The organism is Falsirhodobacter halotolerans, assembly GCF_022899245.1.
GTDB classification, from domain to species: Bacteria; Pseudomonadota; Alphaproteobacteria; order Rhodobacterales; family Rhodobacteraceae; genus Falsirhodobacter; species Falsirhodobacter halotolerans.
The window spans coordinates 2,388,413-2,405,936 of sequence record NZ_JALJAZ010000001.1 but is presented as its reverse complement, the minus strand read 5'-3'; the positions used below and the strand labels follow the sequence as shown (position 1 = coordinate 2,405,936).

Here is a 17,524-nt window from a genome sequence, read left to right as displayed (position 1 = left end):
AGACCTTGGAACCCCCGTGGCCGCGGCCTATACCTTGGGGATCACAGATGAAGGGGCTTACGCGCATGTCCAATCCCACCGCCGCCATGCTGGTCATCGGGGACGAGATCCTGTCGGGGCGCACGCGCGACAGCAACGCGCATCATCTGGCGAAAGAGCTGACCATCGCCGGCGTCACCCTGGCCGAGGTGCGGATGATCGCGGACGATCACGCCGTCATCGTCGATGCGGTGAACACGCTGCGGGCGACATACGACCACCTGTTCACGTCGGGCGGGATCGGGCCGACGCATGACGACATCACGGCGGACGCGGTGGCGGCGGCCTTCGGTGTGGCGATCGGCGTGCGCGACGATGCGGCGGCGCTTCTGTCGGCGCATTACGAACGCACGGGGCGGGAGTTCAACGAGGCCCGCCAGCGCATGGCCCGCATTCCCGACACGGCCACGCTGATCGACAACCCCGTCTCCATCGCGCCGGGGTTCACCCTTGGCAACGTTCATGTGATGGCGGGCGTGCCCAACGTGTTCGAGGCGATGCTGGCGTCCGTCCTGCCCGGCATCAAGGGCGGCGATCCGCTTCTGTCGCAATCCCTGCGGGTAAAGCGGGGGGAGGGCGACGTGGCCGCGCCGTTCGGTGCGTTGGCGGCCGAATATCCCGACCTGTCCATGGGCAGCTATCCCTTTCAGCAAAACGGCGTGATGGGCACGAACCTTGTGGTGCGGGGCACCGATCCCGCCCGCCTGAACGAAGCGATGACCCGGCTCGCGGCACTGTTCGCATGATGCGTTCGGTGCTGGACGCGATGGAGGCCACATGGCCCCCGGTCCGCAGGTGGCGGCAGGGGCCCTGGCGGATGCGCGACGGCGGGGGGGGCGGCAGCCGCGTGTCCGCCGCCACGCTTGAGGGGGCTTATGACAGCGCGCCGCCGCCCTTCGTGCAATTGACCGATGCGGAGGCGGCACTGGACGCCGATCTGGCCGCGCGCGGCTATACGCTGGACGATGTCGTGGCGATCTATGTCTCCCCCATGGCCGATCTGCCCAGCGCACCCTGCGCCGCCGCATGGCCCCCCGCGCCCGAGGCGCTGGCCACATGGGCGGCGGGCGGCAAGATCGGCGCGGGGCGACGGACGGTGATGGAGCGGGCGGGCGTGCCCAAGGCCGTCATCTGGGTGCCGGGGGCGGCGGCCTTCGTCGGCGTGGCGGGCGATCTGGCCGTGCTGCACGCGTTGGAGGTGGTGGCAGAGCATCGGCGCAAGGGTCTGGCGCGGCAGGTCGTGGCGGGGGCGGTGGCCTGGTCCGCGGCGCAGGGTGCCACCCGCTTCGGGCTGGTGGTCAGCGCGGACAACCGTCCGGCCCGCGCCCTTTACGACGCGCTGGGCATGACCTGCATCGGCTTCTACCGCTATCGCAAGGCCCCGGCATGAGGGCGCTGGTGCTTCTGGCGCTGATGGCCACGCCCGCCGCCGCCTTCACCCCCCCGGTCCCCGGCCCGGCCGAGGTGACGCGGACCGAAATCCTGTCGCCCGACAGCACGACCCTGCCCATCGGCCCGCAGACGGTCGAGGGGCGGGAGGGCGCGATCACCCGCACCGCCTGGCGCATCACCCCGCCCGACGGGTTCACCACCCTCTCGCTGGTTCAGCCCATCCGCGCCGCCCTGACCGAAGGCGGCTGGACCCTCGTCTATGACTGCGAGACGGACGGCTGCGGCGGCTTCGATTTCCGCTTCGGGCTGGATCTGTTTCCCGAACCGGAAATGCATGTCGATCTGGGCGATTTCCGCTGGCTGACGGCCCGGAAGGAGGCCGCGTGGCTGGGGATCATGGTCAGCCGCTCGCCCGAGCGGGGGTTTCTTCAGGTGACCGAGATCGCCCCGGGCGGCGCGCCCCTGCCCACGACGCCCGCGCCGATGCCGGATGGCGGATCGGAGTTCGAGGAGGGGTCGGTGCCGCTGGACGTGGCCTTCCCCACGGGGGGCGGCGCGCTCGCCCCCGATCAGCCGGGCCTGGCCCCGCTGCGGGACTGGCTGGACGCGGATGCCGCGCGCGGGGTTATTCTGGTGGGGCATACGGATTCCTCGGGCGGGCGGGAGGCGAACATCGCCCTGTCGCGGCAGCGGGCGGCGGCGGTGCGCGACTGGCTGGTGGCCCAAGGCATCGCGGCGGACCGCATCGATGTCGAAGGGGTCGGCCCCCTGGCCCCCCGTGCCACCAACCGCACCGAAGAGGGGCGCACCCTGAACCGGCGGGTGGAGGCGATGGCCCGCTGACTTGCCCTGCCGCGCCGCGCGTGAAAGGGTCGCCCCGAACGATGACCGGACCGCCATGATCGCGATGCTGACGCAGATGACCCCCTTCTTCGCCCTGATTGGGGTGGGGTATCTGGCGGTGCGCGGCGGGTGGCTGACCCCGGAGGCCATCGCCGCGCTGACGCGGTTCGTGTTCCTGTTTCCGTTGCCCGCGCTTCTGTTCCGTTTCGCCGCCGATCTGTCCTTGGCCGAGGTGTTCACCTGGCGGCCCGTCCTTGCCTATCTTGTGGGAACGGGGGCGGTGTTCGCGCTGGTGTTTGTCGTGGCGCGGCGGCGGGGCGAAACGCTCGCCCCCGCCGCGATCGAGGCGCAATGCGCGGTTACCGGCAATACCGGCTTTCTGGGGCTGCCGTTGCTGATCGGGGTCTTGGGCACGGCGGCCGTGGGGCCGATCCTGATGACGCTGGTGCTGGACATCGGGGTGTTTGCCACGCTGGTGGTGGTGATGATCACCCTGTCGCGTCAGGCGACGCTGGACCGGGGCCTGCCGGGGCGCATCCTGCGCGGATGGCTGGGCAATCCGATGGTCCTGTCGCTGACGGCGGGGCTGGTCTGGGCGGCGCTGGGCCGCGATCTGTGGCCGCCGGTGGACACGTCCCTGGCGCTGCTGGCCACGGCCGCGACGCCGGGCGCGCTGTTTGCCATCGGCGGGTCGCTGGCCGGCGCGGGGGGCGAGCGTCCGGCCATCGCGGCCTGGCTGGGCGGGGCCAAGCTGATCCTGCATCCGCTGGCCGTGGCGGCGGCGCTGTGGGGCGCGGGCGTGTCCGGCCTTGTGGCGCAGGCGATGATCGCGACCGCCGCCCTTCCGGTCGCGGGCAACGTGTATATGTTGGCGCAGCATTACGGGATCGCGCCGCGACGGGTGTCGTCGGCGATCTTCCTCTCCACCCTTGCCAGTCTTCTGACCCTCGGGGGCGTGCTGGCCTGGGGGCAAACCTGAAAGGACAGGACATGAAAACCATCAGCGAAAACCGCGCCTTCGGCGGCGTGCAGGGGGTCTATTCCCACGCCTCGGACGCCACGGGCACCGACATGACCTTCGGCCTGTTCCTGCCGTCCGAGGCGGAGGAGGGGCCGGTGCCGCTGCTCTGGTTCCTGTCGGGCCTGACCTGCACGCATGAAAACGCGATGGTCAAGGCGGGGGCGCAGGCCTGGGCCGCCGCCGAGGGGATCGCGCTGGTCTTTCCCGACACGTCCCCGCGCGGGGCGGAGGTGGCGAATGACGATGCGATGGACATGGGGCAGGGCGCGGGCTTTTACGTCAACGCGACGCAAACGCCCTGGGCGCCGCATTTCCGCATGTGGGATTACGTGGCCGACGATCTGCCCAAGCTTTTGTTCCGCACCTTCCCCGTGGATGAGAGCGCGCAGTCCATCACCGGCCATTCGATGGGCGGTCACGGTGCGCTGACGCTGGCGATGGGGCTGCCGGGGCGGTTCCGCTCCGTTTCGGCCTTTGCGCCGATCGCGCACCCGACCGCCTCCGACTGGGGGCGGCGGCAGTTCCGCGCCTATCTGGGCGAGGATGAGGCGTTGTGGGCCGCGCATGACGCGACGATCCTGATGCGCAAGCGGGGGTTCGACGGGCCGGTGCTGATCGATCAGGGCGCGTCGGACCCGTTTCTGGACCGCCTGACCCCCGAAACGCTGGCCGAGGCGATGGCCGCGCGGCGGCAGGACGGGGTGTTCCGTATGCAGAAGGGCTACGATCACAGCTATTTCTTCGTCTCCACCTTCATGGAGGAACATGTGACCTTCCACGCGCAGGCGCTCTATGCCTGATGTGTATGTCGATGCCGACGCCTGCCCCGTGAAGGCCGAGGTGGAGCGGGTGGCCACCCGTCATGGGCGGCGGGTGTTCATGGTCTCCAACGGCGGCATCCGTCCCTCGGCCAATCCGCTGGTCGAAAGCGTGTTCGTGGCCGATGGGCCGGACGTGGCCGACATGTGGATCGCCGACCGGGCGGGGGCGGGGGATCTGGTCGTGACGAACGACATCCCGCTGGCTGCGAAATGCGTGGCGGCGGGGGCCAAGGTGCTGCGTCCCGACGGCAGCCCCCTGACGGCGGCCAATATCGGCAACGTGCTGGCCACGCGCGATCTGATGGCCGATCTGCGCAGCGCCGATCCGTTCCGGCAGGGGGGCGGCAAAAGCTTCTCCAAGGCCGACCGGTCGCGGTTTCTGGAGGCCATGGAACGCGCGCTGCGCTGATCAGCGGAACAGGTGCAGCGCCCAAGGGGCCACGAACCCCGTCAGCACCGCGTTCAGCCCCATGCCAAGGCCCGCGAACGCCCCCGCCGTGCCCGAAAGCTGCAAGGCGCGGGCGGTGCCGATGCCATGCGCCGCAAGGCCCGTGGCGAACCCCGCGGCCCTTGGGTCGGTGATCCGCAGCAGGCGCATCAGCGGGACCATGACGATGGCCCCCGTGATCCCGGTCAGGATGACCATCGCCGCCGTCAGGGACGGCAGGCCGCCCAGCCGTTCGGCGATCGGCATGGCGACGGGGGCGGTGACGGATTTCGGCGCAAGGGTGGCCAGCATCGGATCGGACAGGCCCGTCAGATGCGCAAGGGCCACCGCCGCCACCGCCGCCGCGACCGACCCCGCCGCCAGCGCCACGCCCAGCGGCAGAAGGCATTTCCGCACCAGATGCAGATTGTCGCGGATGGGCAGCGCCAGTGCCACCGTCGCCGGGCCCAGCAGAAAATGGATCGGCGCGGTCCCGGTGAAATAGGTGGCATACTCCGTGCCGGTGACCAGCAGCAGCGCGCCAAGGATCGTCACCGCGACCAGCACCGGATTGACCAGAGGATGCCGCCCCGCCACGCGCGCAAGCTGGTCGCCCAGCAGAAACGCGGCCAGCGTTGCCGTCAGCCAGATCAGCGTCGAATGATGCAGCGCCTCCCACAACGCGGTCATGTCCCGTTCCCCGTCAGGCGGGCCACGGCGCGGAACACCAGCGCGGTGACCGCCATGGCGATCACGGTCGATCCGATCAGCGTGACGGCAAGGGCCAGCCCCTGCCGCTGCACCTCATCCAGATAGGCGACGATGCCCACGCCCGCCGGCACGAACAAGAGCGACAGGCAGGACAGCAGCCCCGCGATGGTCGGACGCACCAGATCGACCGCGCGCGGCACGGCGACCAGAAGGCCCAGCATCAGAACAAGCCCCGCGACAGGGCCGGGCAGCGGCAGGCCAAGAGCGCGGGCCGCCATCTCGCCCAGGATCTGGCAGGTGAACAGCAGAAGGAAGGTGGCGATCATGCGCAACGCCTTACCCCGTCACCGCGCCCTCTTACAGCCCCATCGCCTTGAGTTCCTGCAACGGCGGGATGGTGTCGAACATATGCGGGTCCAGCCGGTCCCAGACGATGCCACAGGTGGGTTTGTGCGGCCCGATGACGGGGATGGTGCGCGTGGGGGTGAAGATCGCGTCCATCACCGTGTCGTAAACGTCGGGGGTCAGCGTTTCCGTCAGCAGTTGGCAATCGTGGACGACGGCGGCGGCGGGGGTGTCCTTGGTGATGCGCCCCAGACGATAGAGCATCCCCCATTCGGCGTCGAAGAACCCGTGGCCCTTGCCGAAGCGCACGCCTTCGGTGTTGATGGCCCCGGTCCCCGTGACCATGAAGTCGATCTGCGGCAGCATGGCGATGTCGGCCAGCCGCAGCGGCTCGCCCACCCGCTCCATCCCGTCGAGGGTGGAGGCGTAGAGATACATCGACGGGTCGATCTTGCTCGGGTCCAGCAGCCAGAACCCGCGCTTGATGGAATAGGTGGTCATCAGCACCGTCTTGCCATCCTGAAGGGCGCGCAGGCGCAGGCGGTCCAGACAGTTGTCGGGCGTGATGAAGATGAACTGCGCGTCCTGATAGAAGTGGTGCGCGATCAGGCGGTCCACCGCCGCCTCTCCCCCCTCGAAATCGGCGATGAATTCGCCGAAATCGAAATGAAAGCGGCTGTCGGGCACGGCGACCTTGCGCAGGTCGGACCAGACGCGCTCGCGCACGGTGGCCTTGTGTCGGTCGATTTCCTGGATTGTCATCGTCATGGAAGGGGTTCCTTGGTGGGGGTCAAGCGGCCTGCGCCATGCCGAGGCGGGCCAGAACCCGACGCTCGATCCAGACGAGGACCTGATAGGAGAGAACGGAAAGGAGGACGGACAGGACCGCGACGGTCCAGATCATCCCGTAATCCAGATACCCGCGCGACTGGTTCAGCAGATTGCCAAGCCCGGTGCCGGTGGCCAGCCATTCGGCGGTCATCACGCCCAGAAGCGCGCGGGGCACCGCCAGCCGCAGCGCCACGAAGGCATAGGGGGCGGAGGCCGGAAGCGAGATCAGCCGCAAGGTCCGCCACGCCCCCCCGCCATAGGCGCGCGAGAGATCGAGCGCCGAGCGGGACACCATCTGCAACCCTTGGGCCAGCGTGACGAAGGCGGGAAAGAACGTGACGGAGATGGTGATCCACAGGATCACCGACGGCCCCCGCCCCAGGATCAGCACCAGAAGCGGCGTCAGCGCCACCAGCGGCATGGTCTGCGTCACCAGCGCGATTGGCATGAACGCGCGCACGATGGCGGGCCGCAGGACCGAGGCCATGGCAAGGGCGAAGGCGAAGATCAGCCCCGCCGCGATGCCAAGGGCGGTGATCGGCAGCGTCTGCCCCAGCGCGGCAAGGACGCGGGCCTGCGCGCTGTCGGCCGTGGGGGCGAGGATCAGGTAATCGACCAGCGCCGCCGGGGTTTTCGCGATCATCGCGGGCGCGCCGGAGGCCACGATCAGCCCCCACCAGATCAGGAACGGCAGCGCGATGGAGCCTGCGGCCAGCGTCGCCCGCTGCCACATGGGGCCGCGCGTGATGCCGGGCGGGGGGCTGGCGGGCACGGTCACCGCGCGGGTGCTGGCGGTGACGCGGTGCGAGGCCCAGGCGAAAAGGGCGTAACCCGCCCCCGCCATCAGCGTGGCGGCCAGCCCGATCCCCCACAGGCGCGCGGGATCGGCCCGGCCCAGCGATCCGATGAGATAGGCCCCGAGGCCGAACCGCCCGCCCCCGCCGAATTCGGCCAGGATCGACCCCAGCACGGCGGCCGGCGCCGCGATGCGCAGCGCGGCCAGGATCTGCGGCAGGGCGGCGCGCAACTCCACCAGCCGCAGCGCGCTGATCCGCCCGCCGCCATAGGCGCGGATCACGTCGCGCATCCGCGCGTCGGCCTGCGTGATGCCGGTGACGGTGGCGGTCATTGTGACGAAATAGCAGCCAATGGCCGCCAGCGTGATGCGCGGTGTCATGCCCGTGGTCATCAGCGTCAGCAGGGGCGCGATGGCGATGGCGGGCAGGGCGAAGATGGCGATGTTCACCCCTCGCGCCAGACGGGCGGCGGCGGGCGACAGGGCGAACAGGATCCCCGCCGCCACGGCGATCAGGTTGCCGATCAGAAACCCGGCACCCGCCCCCTGAAACGTCGCCCACACATGCAGGGGATAATCGGCGCGATCCTCCCAGAACCGGGCCGCGATCAGGCTGGGCGCGGGCAGCGCGCCGTCCGCCACAAGGCGCAGACGGCCCACCACCTCCCACAGGCCCAAAAGGACCAGAGGCGTCAGCGCACGCTTAGCGGCCATCCAGCGCCTCGGCGATCTCGGCCTCGAGTGCGGCGAATTCGGGGGTGCCGAACAGATCCGCGCGGCGGGGGCGGGGCAGGTCGATGTCGATGATGCGGGCGATCCGTCCGGGGCGGGCGGACATCACCACCACGCGGTCGGCCAGAAAGACCGCCTCGTCGATGCCGTGGGTAACCAGAAGGGTCGTGGCCCGCGCCTCCATCCAGATGCGCTGCAATTCGATGTTCATCTGGCGGCGCAGGATCTGGTCCAGCGCGCCGAAGGGTTCGTCCAGAAACAGCACCTGCGGTTCGTTGACCAGCGCGCGGGCGATGGCGACCCGCTGGCGCATCCCGCCCGACAGCTCTCCGGGCAGGGCCTTCTCGAACCCGTCCAGCCCGACCAGCGCGATCAGGTCGGCGATGCGGGCCCGGTCATGCGGGCGGCGCAGCACGTCGAAGGGCAGCGCAATGTTGGCCTCCACGCTGCGCCACGACAGCAGGGCCGCATCCTGAAAGGCGATGCCGGTCAGGCCCTTGCGCGCCGCCTCGGCCGGGGCCATGCCCCCCAGATCGACCGACCCCGCATCCGGCGCGTCCAGCCCCACGGCCAGGCGCAGCAGGGTGGATTTGCCGCAGCCCGACGGGCCGATCAGCGCCGTGAAGGTGCCGGGGGGCACCGTCAGCGACACGTCGTCCAGCGCGGTGACGCGCCCGCCACGGCCATCGAACCGGCGCGTGACGTTGTGCAGGGTCAGGCTGAGGGACATCAGATCTCGTCAAGCAGGGTGGTGTCGAAATGGTCGCGCGTGGCCTTGATGCCCACGGCGTTCAGCGCCTCGATATTGGCGGCGATCGCCTCTTCGGACATGGAGAAGATGCCGCCCTCGGCCTCCATCAGCGGCTGCTGGGCCGTGTTGAAATAGACCTCGTTTTCCACCGCGCGGCCGGTGCCCTTGAACCAGGTGTCGGCATAGGCGGGGGGCAGGGCTGCGGGATCGGCGAAGTTTTCGTTCCATCCCTTGCGCGAGGCGCGCAGGAACTTCACCAGATCGTCGCGGCGGCTGGCCAGCGTGTCCTCGGTCACCACGACCGTATCGTTGAACACGGTGTATCCATAATCGTACAGCAGGAACGAGGTCGCCTCCTCGCCCGCCAGCTCGATCGTGTAGGGGACGTTGGTCGTGAAATCGACCGAGGCGTCGATCTCTCCCTGGATCAGCGGGGTCGGGTCATAGGCATAGGGGACGATGTTGACCTGCGCCTTGTCGATGCCGTTGGCGGCCAGCATCGCCTCGACCGAGATGACGTTGACCGGCGGCACGGCCAGCGTCTTGCCGATCAGGTCGCGCGGTTCGTTGATCGGGGTTTTCGCCAGGGACACGACGCCGATCGGGTTCTTCTGGTATTGCGCGCCGATGATGCGGAAGGGCGCGCCCTGTTCGGTGATCGCCTTGATCGTGGTGTCGGGCGTGGTCAGCGTCAGATCGGCGCGCGCGGTGATCAGCGTGCTTTCGGGGATCACGTCCGGGCCGCCGGACTGATAGGTCAGCTCCAGCCCCTCATCGGCATAATAGCCTTTGTCGAGGGCCAGGAAATATCCCATGAACTCCGCATCGTTGATCCAGCTGGCCTGAAAGTTGAACGGCGTCGCGGCGCGGGCCCAGGCGGGCAGCAACCCGGATGCGGCGCCGGCCCCGAGAAGGCCGAGAAACAGACGACGGTCGAGAGCGAGGGACATGGACAATCTCCGGTTTGCAGGGGTCAGGCGATGCCCCGCTCGCGGGCCAGTTCGGCCAGCGGCGGGATGGTGGCAATAAGGTCGGGGCCCACATCGTTCCAGCGGACGCCGCGCGGCCGGCGGCCCTTGCGCGGAACGCGGACAAGGCGCGTGGGGGTGGCGATGAGATCGACCGGCAGTTCGTGATCGGTGACGTTCAGCAGATCGTCAGCCAATTGCACGTCATGGGTGATGGCGACGATCTTCGTGCCGTCGCCCACCATGCCCAGATGGGCGAAGATGCCCCATTCCAGATCGAGGAAGGTATGCCCGCGTCCAAAGCGCACCCCGTCCATCGACACGGCGGAGGCGCCCGTGGCGACCAGCCCGATGGGGCCCAACGCCGACAGCGCCGCCAGATCCAGCGGGCGGGCGTGGCGTTCCATCACGTCCAGCGTCGCCAGATCGTCCGGGGCCAGCGCGGGCATAAAGGCGGGATCGACCAGCAGAAACCCGCGCCGCAGATTGTAACTGGCGATGACGAACCGCCGCCGCTGCGCGATCAGGCGCGCGCGCAGGGTCAGCATCGCGTTGTCGGGGGTCACGAAGACGAGGCCGTCCGGCAGCGCCACGCGGTCGGTCGCGGCGTCCGACCCGTCGAAATCGGGCACGAACTGGTCGAAATCCAGATGAAAGCGGGCATCGGGCCGCGCGACGGGGCGAAGCCTGTCCCAAATGCGCTGACGGATAAGCCGGGGCTGCTGCATCGGATGCGTGTCAAAAGGGTTTCAGTGTTTCATGAATATGAAACACAAGTTTCATCATTGCAAGTGGGCTGTTAATGTCCCTATCGAAAGTGATGGAGAAGGTGTGACATGGCGTCCCGACTGGTTCTGCGCATTCAGGAAAACTATGACCGCCTGACATTGGGCGAACAGAAGCTGGCGCAGCTGATCCTGGACCGGCAGGACGACATCCTGACCCATCCCGCGTCCGAAATCGCGCGGATGGCGGGGGTGTCCAAGGCCACCGCCGCCCGCTTCTTCCAGCATCTGGGATATGCCGATTTCAACGAGGTGAAGGCGCAGGCGCGCGAGGAGCGGGACCGGACCGAACCTTACGAATTTTCGCTGACCCAATCGGCGCAGGTGGCGATGGGGCGGACGATCGGCGCGCATCTGGATCTGGAACTCAAGAACCTGACCCGCACCTTCGAGGAGATGCGCTCGGACACGCTGGGTCGTGCGACCGACCTGATTGCCGATGCGCCGCGCGTCTGGGTGCTGGGCATGGGGCTGCATGAAGGGCTGGCCCGATACGCCCGCCTGCAACTGGCGCGGCTTCGGCACGGGGTCATGCTTCTGGGCGTGGGGCAAAGCGCATTGCCCGAGGAACTGGCGATGCTGGGGCCCAAGGACGTGCTGTTGCTGATCACCCTGCCGCCCCATGCGGCGATGCTGAAGCCGCTTCTGGCCTATGCCCGCACCAGCCGCCTGTCGATCGTGACGCTGACCGATCGCGGGTCGCTTCTGGACATGCAGCGGGTGTCGGACGTGGTGCTGCCCTGCCATGTCGCAAGCTTCGGGCTGGGCGCGTCGAACACGGCGCTGGCCAGCGTGATCCGCCTGCTGGCCCTCAGCTATGCCGCGCGGGCTGGGGCGAAGGCGATGCAGCGCAGCGACATCATCGACGCCATCCGCGAGGAGATCATCGACCTGGGGTGACCCCGCCCCGACGGATCGGGGCGGGCGGAGGGGCGGGGATCAGCCGGTGAAGACGCGGTCGCCCTGCGCATCCTTGATGCGGGTGGGCAGGCCCATGTCGTTCAGAAGGCGCAGGAAGGGCACGGGGTCAAGTTCTTCCACATTGACCATCTTGGCCACGTCCCATGTGCCATCCGCCACCAGAAGGGCGGCGGCCACGGGCGGCACACCGGCGGTATAGCTGATCCCCTGCGCGCCGGTCTCGTTATAGGCGTCCTTGTGATCGGCGACGTTGTAGATGAAGGTCTCGACCTCCACCCCGTCCTTCACGCCCTTCACCACATCGCCGATGCAGGTCTTGCCCACATAGTCGGGGGCGAGGCTGGACGGGTCGGGCAGCACGGCCTTGACCACCTTCAGCGGGATCACCTCCAGCCCCTCGGCGGTCGTCACCGGCTGTTCCGACAGCAGGCCAAGGTTCTTCAGCACGGTGAACACGTTGATGTAGTGATCGCCGAACCCCATCCAGAAGCGCACATCGGCCTGCGGATAGTTGGCCGACAGCGAATGCACCTCGTCATGGCCGGTCATGTAGGCCTTCTGCTTGCCCACCACGGGCAGGTCGAATTCGTGCCCCACCTCGAACATGGCGTTCGATTGCCATGCGCCGTTCTGCCAGGAATAAACCGTGCCGGTGAATTCGCGGAAGTTGATCTCCGGGTCGAAATTGGTGGAGAACCAGCGCCCGTGCGACCCTGCGTTGATGTCCACGATGTCGATGGACGTCACCGTGTCCATCTGGTCCGCCGCCAGACGGGCATAGGCGTTGACCACGCCCGGATCGAAGCCGACGCCGAGTATGGCCGTCACGCCCGCGGCCGCCGCCCGTTCACGCCGTTTCCACTCGTAATTGCCATACCACGGCGGGGTTTCGCAGATTTTTGCCGGATCTTCGTGAATCGCGGTGTCGAGATAGGCGGCCCCCGTTTCCAGACAGGCCTCCAGCACCGTCATGTTCACGAAGGCGGAGCCCACGTTGATCACGATCCGCGCGTCCGTCTGCCGGATCAGGGCGGCCACGGCGGCGCTGTCCATCGCATCCACCGCATGGGCCTTGAACACGCCCGGCACCTTCATCGCGCCCTTTTCATTGACCGAAGCAAGGATGGCGTCGCATTTCGCGACCGTCCGGCTGGCGATATGCAGATCGCCCAGACGGTCGTTGTTCTGTGCGCATTTATGCGCCACCACTTGCGCGACGCCACCGGCGCCGATGATCAATACGTTTCGTTTCACTTCGAACCGTCTCCTTTAAGGACAGAGGGAAGGGGGGCTCAGCCGAGGCTGGCCCGGTAATCGGCAAAGCCGAATTCGCGCACGGTGCGTTCGGTGCCGTCGTCGTCCACCAGAACGATGGCGGGCATGTTGACGCCGTTGAACCAGTTCTTCTTGACCATGGTATAGCCGGCGGCGTCCGCGATCGACAGCCGGTCGCCCACCGTCAGGGGCTGGGCAAAGTCGAACTCGCCGAAGATGTCGCCCGCAAGGCAGGACTTGCCGCAGACCTGATAGCGGTGGGGGCCGGTGGTCAGGCTTTTGCCCGCGATGCGATAGATCAGCAGATCGAGCATATGCGCCTCGACCGACGAATCGACGATGGCCAGATCCTTGCCATTGTTCAGGATGTCCAAGACCGTCACCTCAAGGCTGGCGGTGTTGGTGATCGCCGCCTCGCCGGGTTCGAGATAGACCTGCACGCCGAAACGGTCGGAAAACGCCTTCAGCCGCGCGGCGAGGGCGTCCACCGGATAGCCTTCGCCCGTGAAATGGATGCCGCCGCCAAGGCTGACCCATTCGACTTGGGCAAACAGGTGGCCGAAGCGTTCCTCGATCTGGGTCAACTGCCGATCCAGAAGGTCAAAATCGCCGTTCTCGCAGTTGTAATGGATCATGAAGCCGGAAATTCGGTCGATCACGCCCGCGATCTTGTCGGCATCCCATTCGCCCAGACGGCTGAACTGCCGCGCGGGGTCCGCCAGATCGAAGCCGGAGGTGGAGATGCCGGGGTTGAGGCGCAGGCCGCGCTCGATCCCCGCGGCATTGCCCTCGAACCGGTCCAGCTGACCGATGGAATTGAAGATGATCTTGTCGGCATAGGACACCGCCTCGTCGATTTCCGCCTCGCTCCACGCGACGGAATAGGCGTGGGTTTCCTTGCCGAACTTTTCCCGCCCCAGGCGCAGTTCATAGAGGCTGGAGGAGGTCGTGCCGGCCATGTGGTCGCGCATCGTGTCGAACACCGGCCATGTGGCGAAACATTTCAGCGCCAGAAGGGCCTTTGCGCCGGACGCGGCGCACAGACGGTCGATCACCGCCATGTTGCGTTTCACCGCAGCCAGGTCGATCCGGTAATAGGGCGTCTGGGGCATCGCACGCCTCCGCTTCGGGGCAAAAAATCAGGGGGCACACATAGGGTCCCGCCCCCCCTTGTGCAAGCGTTTTGCCCTTTTGCGGTGACAGGCGTGTGACGCCTTGCCGCCCCCGGCGCGGGGGCGTAGGGCTGGCGCATGACCCTGCCCACCACCCCCGATTTCACGCATGAGACCCATGCCCTGACCCAAGGCCACATCCGAATCGCGGGCGTGGACGAGGTGGGGCGCGGCCCGCTGGCCGGTCCCGTCACCGCCGCCGCCGTCCGGTTGGATCCAGCCCGCATTCCGGCGGGGCTGAACGATTCGAAGAAGCTGACCGCCGCGCGCCGTCTGGCGCTGGAGGCGGAGATATGGGCCGTGGCCGAGGTGTCCGTCGCCCATGCCAGCGTGGAGGAGATCGACGAGTTGAACATCCTCTGGGCCAGCCATCTGGCCATGCGTCGGGCGGTGGCCGGTCTGGGTCCGGTCTGTTGCGTGCTGGTGGACGGCAATCTTGCGATTCGCGATCTGGGGCTGCCCTGCGTGCCGCTGGTGAAGGGCGACGCGCGATGCCTGTCGATCGCCGCCGCCTCCATCGTGGCCAAGGTGGCGCGCGACCGGCTAATGACGGAATTGGCCGCACAGTTTCCCGGTTACGGGTGGGAACGGAACGCAGGCTATCCCACGGCAGATCATCAGCGCGGACTGCAAACCCTGGGGATAACCCCACATCATAGGCGTTCGTTCAAAACCATCCACAAGATGTTGTGACAAGCGAAATAGCTAACACGTTGATTCATTATATAAATTGACGTTACCCCCAATTCTGCCCCATGATTTATCCACAAGACACGGCGCAAAGCCGGACATCATGAGGCAGATTTATGGCGAAACCCGCGCGCGGGGCAGCAGTGACGCTGCCGCTGAACGATATTCTTGCAGGCGACTGCGTGGCGGCGATGGATGCCCTGCCCGAATCGAGCGTGGATCTGATCTTCGCCGATCCCCCCTACAACCTGCAGCTTCGCGGCGACCTGCATCGCCCGGACATGAGCAAGGTGGACGCGGTGGACGATGCGTGGGACCAGTTCGCCTCGTTCCAGGCCTATGACCGCTTCACCCACGACTGGTTGCGCGCCGCACGCCGGGTGCTGAAGCCCAATGGCGCGATCTGGGTCATCGGCAGCTATCACAACGTGTTCCGCCTGGGTGCGGCGCTGCAGGATCAGGGGTTCTGGCTGCTGAACGACGTGATATGGCGCAAGTCGAACCCGATGCCGAATTTCCGCGGCAAGCGTCTGACCAATGCGCATGAAACGCTGATCTGGGCCTCCAAGTCCGAAAACAGCAAATACACCTTCAACTATGAGGCGATGAAGGCCCTGAACGAGGGCACGCAGATGCGCTCGGACTGGGTGCTGCCGATCTGCACGGGGCATGAACGCCTGAAGGATGCGAATGGCGACAAGGCGCATCCGACGCAGAAGCCCGAATCGCTGCTGCACCGCGTGATCCTGTCCACGACCAATCCGGGCGATGTCGTGCTGGACCCGTTCTTCGGCACGGGCACCACGGGGGCGGTGGCCAAGATGCTGGGCCGCAACTTCATCGGGATCGAGCGGGAGGAGACCTATCGCGAGATCGCGGCCGAGCGTATTTCCCGCGTCCGCCCGATCGAGGCGGCGGCGCTGGAGGTCACCGGATCCAAGCGCGCCGAACCCCGTGTGCCGTTCGGCACGCTGGTCGAACGGGGAATGCTGCGTCCGGGCGAGAATCTCTATTCCGTCGGCAACCGTCACACGGCCAAGATCCGCGCCGACGGCACGCTGGTCGGTCTGGATGACGTGAAGGGCTCGATCCATCAGGTTGGTGCCCGTCTGGAAGGCGCGCCCTCCTGCAACGGCTGGACCTATTGGCACATCCAGCGCGAGGGCAAGCTCATCCCCATCGACGCGCTGCGCCAGCAGATCCGGGCCGAGATGGTCTGACATTTCCCGTTCCTGCGCGCGTCTGCCAGCGCGCGCCCTTGCCCTGCCGTGACCCCACGGCGGGGCCTTTTCATGTCGTGATGCCCGCCACCGTCCGCGCGACGAACCAGAAACTGCCCAGCGAGATCGCCGCCGCCCCCAGGATCACCACCCCGTCCCGCGCCATCAGCCCCAGCCCCATCAGCGCAATCGCGGCCATGGGCAGGGTGGAGGCGAAGGGAACCAGTTCCAGCGGCGGCACGGTCGCGCACAGTCCGATGCACAAAGCCGCGACGATGCGCAGGCCAAAGCCGCGGGCGACGATCTGCAGGCGGGGGCGCAGCACGGCGTCGATCCAGCCCGCCGGGCGGTGCAGCCAGTCCATCGCGCCCTGCAACTTGTCCCCCGTCACGGTGCGATCGTCGAGAAACCCCGGCAGCCACAGATGCCTGCGCCCGAACACGATCTGCGCCGCCACCAGCGTGATGATGAGGGCGATGACCGTGGGCACCCCGGGGATGCCGCCGATGGGGCTGATCTCGATCAGGGCGGGGATCGCGAGCATCGGGCCGAAACTCCGCTCGCCTATGGTCAGGCGCATGTCGGCGATGGAGACATCGTCCCGATGGCCCCCCAGATCGCGCAGCTTGGCCACGATGTCCTGAAGGTCGTTGTCGGGGGTGATATGGTCCGGGGCGATACGGTCCGGGGCGACGGGGGGCTGGGTCATGGCCCGTCAATGCCCGAAGGAGGGGGCGGTTCCACCGCAAGGGCGTGGGCCTTGCGCATCAGGGTGGGCAGTTCGCGCCCCGTCAGGGGGCGGAAGCTGCCACGCTCGGGATTGGCCCCGGCGGGCAGGGGGGCGAACAGCACCCGCAGGCTCAGGTGGAAATGGCTGAACGTGTGGCGCACCGTGCCCAGATCGCGCCAGTCGGCGGTCAGGGGGGCGTCCCCGCCCGCCCCGGTTCCGCCGGCCACATCCCAGCCGGTTCCGGGCCAGCCCCACATGCCGCCCAGCAGGCCGCGCGCGGGGCGATCCTCCACCAGCCACCGGCCATCCGGGTGCCGGACAAGCCAAACGGTGCCACTGCGCGTGGGCTTTGTGGTTTTCGCCGTCTTGCGCGGCAGGTCGGCTGCGATACCGCGCGCCCGCCCGTCGCAGGGGGCCATCCACGGACAGATGCCGCAGGCCGGCGCGCGGGGCGTGCAGATCGTGGCCCCCAGATCCATCACCGCCTGCGCGTAATCGCCGGGGCGGTCGGCGGGGGTCAGCGCCGCCGCCGCACGGGCGATCTCGGGCTTGGCGGCGGGCAAGGGCGTGTCGATCGCGCGTAGGCGGGCCATCACGCGGTCCACATTGCCGTCGATCACCACGGCCGGTTCGTCAAAGGCGATGGCCGCAATGGCGGCGGCGGTATAGGGGCCGATGCCCGGCAGGGCGCGCAACTGCGCCTCGGTGCCCGGAAACGCCCCGCCGTGATCCGCCACCACGGTCCGCGCGCAGGCCAGAAGGTTGCGGGCGCGGGCGTAATATCCAAGGCCCGCCCATTCGGCCATCACCTCGGCATCTTCCGCCGCGGCCAGATCGGCCACGGTCGGCCAGCGCGTGGTGAACCGCGCGAAATAGGCGCGGACGGCGGCCACCGTCGTCTGTTGCAGCATCACCTCGGACAGCCAGATGCGATAGGGGTCGGGCCGGACGTCCGACCCCGGCGGAATGCGCCAAGGCAGGTCGCGGGCGTGGCGGTCATACCAGTCCAGCAGCGGTCGGCTCAGGTTTTCGTCACGCAAGTTTTACGCCATCC

At 67.9% G+C, this 17,524-nt stretch carries 20 protein-coding genes; 9 read left to right on the top strand and 11 right to left on the bottom strand.

Translation table 11 applies throughout. The features are described 5' to 3' along the window. Positions 1 to 65 precede the first annotated feature (65 nt). Genes MU449_RS12530 through MU449_RS12505 form a run of 6 tightly spaced genes read left to right on the top strand, consistent with a single transcriptional unit; the run spans position 66 to position 4,525 of the window. The gene (locus MU449_RS12530) at positions 66 to 785 is read left to right on the top strand and encodes a competence/damage-inducible protein A (RefSeq protein ID WP_244739070.1); all 720 of its coding nucleotides are present in this window, start codon (positions 66 to 68) and stop codon (positions 783 to 785) included. Next, positions 782 to 1,429, top strand: coding sequence for a GNAT family N-acetyltransferase (locus MU449_RS12525; protein WP_244738569.1), 648 nt, complete (start codon positions 782 to 784; stop codon positions 1,427 to 1,429). Before MU449_RS12530 ends, MU449_RS12525 begins: the two co-directional genes overlap by 4 nt. After that, on the top strand, positions 1,426 to 2,274 hold the full coding sequence (locus MU449_RS12520; protein ID WP_244738568.1) for an OmpA family protein: 849 nt from the start codon (positions 1,426 to 1,428) through the stop codon (positions 2,272 to 2,274). Before MU449_RS12525 ends, MU449_RS12520 begins: the two co-directional genes overlap by 4 nt. Before the next feature lie 55 nt (positions 2,275 to 2,329). Then, positions 2,330 to 3,253, top strand: a complete 924-nt coding sequence (locus tag MU449_RS12515; protein ID WP_244738567.1) for an AEC family transporter — start codon at positions 2,330 to 2,332, stop codon at positions 3,251 to 3,253. An 11-nt stretch (positions 3,254 to 3,264) separates the two neighbouring features. Beyond that, the gene (fghA, locus tag MU449_RS12510; protein ID WP_244738566.1) at positions 3,265 to 4,095 is read left to right on the top strand and encodes an S-formylglutathione hydrolase; all 831 of its coding nucleotides are present in this window, start codon (positions 3,265 to 3,267) and stop codon (positions 4,093 to 4,095) included. Beyond that, a complete protein-coding gene (locus tag MU449_RS12505; RefSeq protein ID WP_244738564.1) occupies positions 4,088 to 4,525 on the top strand; it encodes a YaiI/YqxD family protein in 438 nt (145 codons plus the stop codon). Before fghA ends, MU449_RS12505 begins: the two co-directional genes overlap by 8 nt. Here MU449_RS12505 and MU449_RS12500 read toward each other — a convergent pair whose 3' ends face one another. Genes MU449_RS12500 through MU449_RS12470 form a run of 7 tightly spaced genes read right to left on the bottom strand, consistent with a single transcriptional unit; the run spans position 4,526 to position 10,405 of the window. Continuing rightward, positions 4,526 to 5,233 carry an LrgB family protein gene (locus MU449_RS12500; RefSeq protein ID WP_244738563.1) on the bottom strand — a complete coding sequence of 236 codons (708 nt, stop codon included), beginning with the start codon at positions 5,231 to 5,233 and terminating at the stop codon, positions 4,526 to 4,528. Then, a complete protein-coding gene (locus MU449_RS12495; protein ID WP_244738561.1) occupies positions 5,230 to 5,580 on the bottom strand; it encodes a CidA/LrgA family protein in 351 nt (116 codons plus the stop codon). The genes MU449_RS12500 and MU449_RS12495 overlap by 4 nt, the downstream gene beginning before the upstream one ends. A gap of 31 nt (positions 5,581 to 5,611) precedes the next feature. Beyond that, positions 5,612 to 6,367 (bottom strand): 5-formyltetrahydrofolate cyclo-ligase, encoded by a 756-nt coding sequence (locus MU449_RS12490; RefSeq protein WP_244738560.1) that lies wholly within the window; start codon positions 6,365 to 6,367, stop codon positions 5,612 to 5,614. A gap of 22 nt (positions 6,368 to 6,389) precedes the next feature. Then, positions 6,390 to 7,940 carry an ABC transporter permease gene (locus MU449_RS12485; protein ID WP_244738558.1) on the bottom strand — a complete coding sequence of 517 codons (1,551 nt, stop codon included), beginning with the start codon at positions 7,938 to 7,940 and terminating at the stop codon, positions 6,390 to 6,392. Then, positions 7,930 to 8,688, bottom strand: coding sequence for an ABC transporter ATP-binding protein (locus MU449_RS12480; RefSeq protein WP_244738557.1), 759 nt, complete (start codon positions 8,686 to 8,688; stop codon positions 7,930 to 7,932). Before MU449_RS12480 ends, MU449_RS12485 begins: the two co-directional genes overlap by 11 nt. Beyond that, a complete protein-coding gene (locus MU449_RS12475; protein ID WP_244738556.1) occupies positions 8,688 to 9,659 on the bottom strand; it encodes an ABC transporter substrate-binding protein in 972 nt (323 codons plus the stop codon). Before MU449_RS12475 ends, MU449_RS12480 begins: the two co-directional genes overlap by 1 nt. A gap of 23 nt (positions 9,660 to 9,682) precedes the next feature. Continuing rightward, the gene (locus MU449_RS12470; RefSeq protein WP_244738555.1) at positions 9,683 to 10,405 is read right to left on the bottom strand and encodes a 5-formyltetrahydrofolate cyclo-ligase; all 723 of its coding nucleotides are present in this window, start codon (positions 10,403 to 10,405) and stop codon (positions 9,683 to 9,685) included. A 108-nt stretch (positions 10,406 to 10,513) separates the two neighbouring features. Here MU449_RS12470 and MU449_RS12465 point away from each other — a divergent pair, with 108 nt between their 5' ends. Further along, the gene (locus MU449_RS12465; RefSeq protein WP_244738554.1) at positions 10,514 to 11,362 is read left to right on the top strand and encodes a MurR/RpiR family transcriptional regulator; all 849 of its coding nucleotides are present in this window, start codon (positions 10,514 to 10,516) and stop codon (positions 11,360 to 11,362) included. 39 nt (positions 11,363 to 11,401) lie between these two features. Here MU449_RS12465 and MU449_RS12460 read toward each other — a convergent pair whose 3' ends face one another. Together MU449_RS12460 and MU449_RS12455 are read right to left on the bottom strand one after the other, a co-directional pair. Next, positions 11,402 to 12,637, bottom strand: coding sequence for a saccharopine dehydrogenase family protein (locus tag MU449_RS12460; protein WP_244738552.1), 1,236 nt, complete (start codon positions 12,635 to 12,637; stop codon positions 11,402 to 11,404). 38 nt (positions 12,638 to 12,675) lie between these two features. Beyond that, positions 12,676 to 13,770 (bottom strand): carboxynorspermidine decarboxylase, encoded by a 1,095-nt coding sequence (locus tag MU449_RS12455; RefSeq protein WP_244738550.1) that lies wholly within the window; start codon positions 13,768 to 13,770, stop codon positions 12,676 to 12,678. Between the two features lie 138 nt (positions 13,771 to 13,908). Between MU449_RS12455 and MU449_RS12450 the strand changes: the two genes are divergently transcribed. Further along, complete coding sequence (locus tag MU449_RS12450) at positions 13,909 to 14,523, top strand: ribonuclease HII (RefSeq protein WP_244738548.1); 615 nt, start codon at positions 13,909 to 13,911, stop codon at positions 14,521 to 14,523. A gap of 113 nt (positions 14,524 to 14,636) precedes the next feature. Continuing rightward, on the top strand, positions 14,637 to 15,740 hold the full coding sequence (locus MU449_RS12445; protein ID WP_244738546.1) for a site-specific DNA-methyltransferase: 1,104 nt from the start codon (positions 14,637 to 14,639) through the stop codon (positions 15,738 to 15,740). A 70-nt stretch (positions 15,741 to 15,810) separates the two neighbouring features. Here the strand turns inward: MU449_RS12445 and MU449_RS12440 are convergent, their stop codons facing one another. Together MU449_RS12440 and MU449_RS12435 are read right to left on the bottom strand one after the other, a co-directional pair. Continuing rightward, entirely contained in the window at positions 15,811 to 16,449 is a 639-nt protein-coding gene (locus MU449_RS12440) for an exopolysaccharide biosynthesis protein (RefSeq protein ID WP_244738544.1), read from the bottom strand. After that, a complete protein-coding gene (locus MU449_RS12435) occupies positions 16,446 to 17,510 on the bottom strand; it encodes an A/G-specific adenine glycosylase (protein WP_244738542.1) in 1,065 nt (354 codons plus the stop codon). The genes MU449_RS12440 and MU449_RS12435 overlap by 4 nt, the downstream gene beginning before the upstream one ends. Between the last annotated feature and the right edge of the window lie 14 nt (positions 17,511 to 17,524).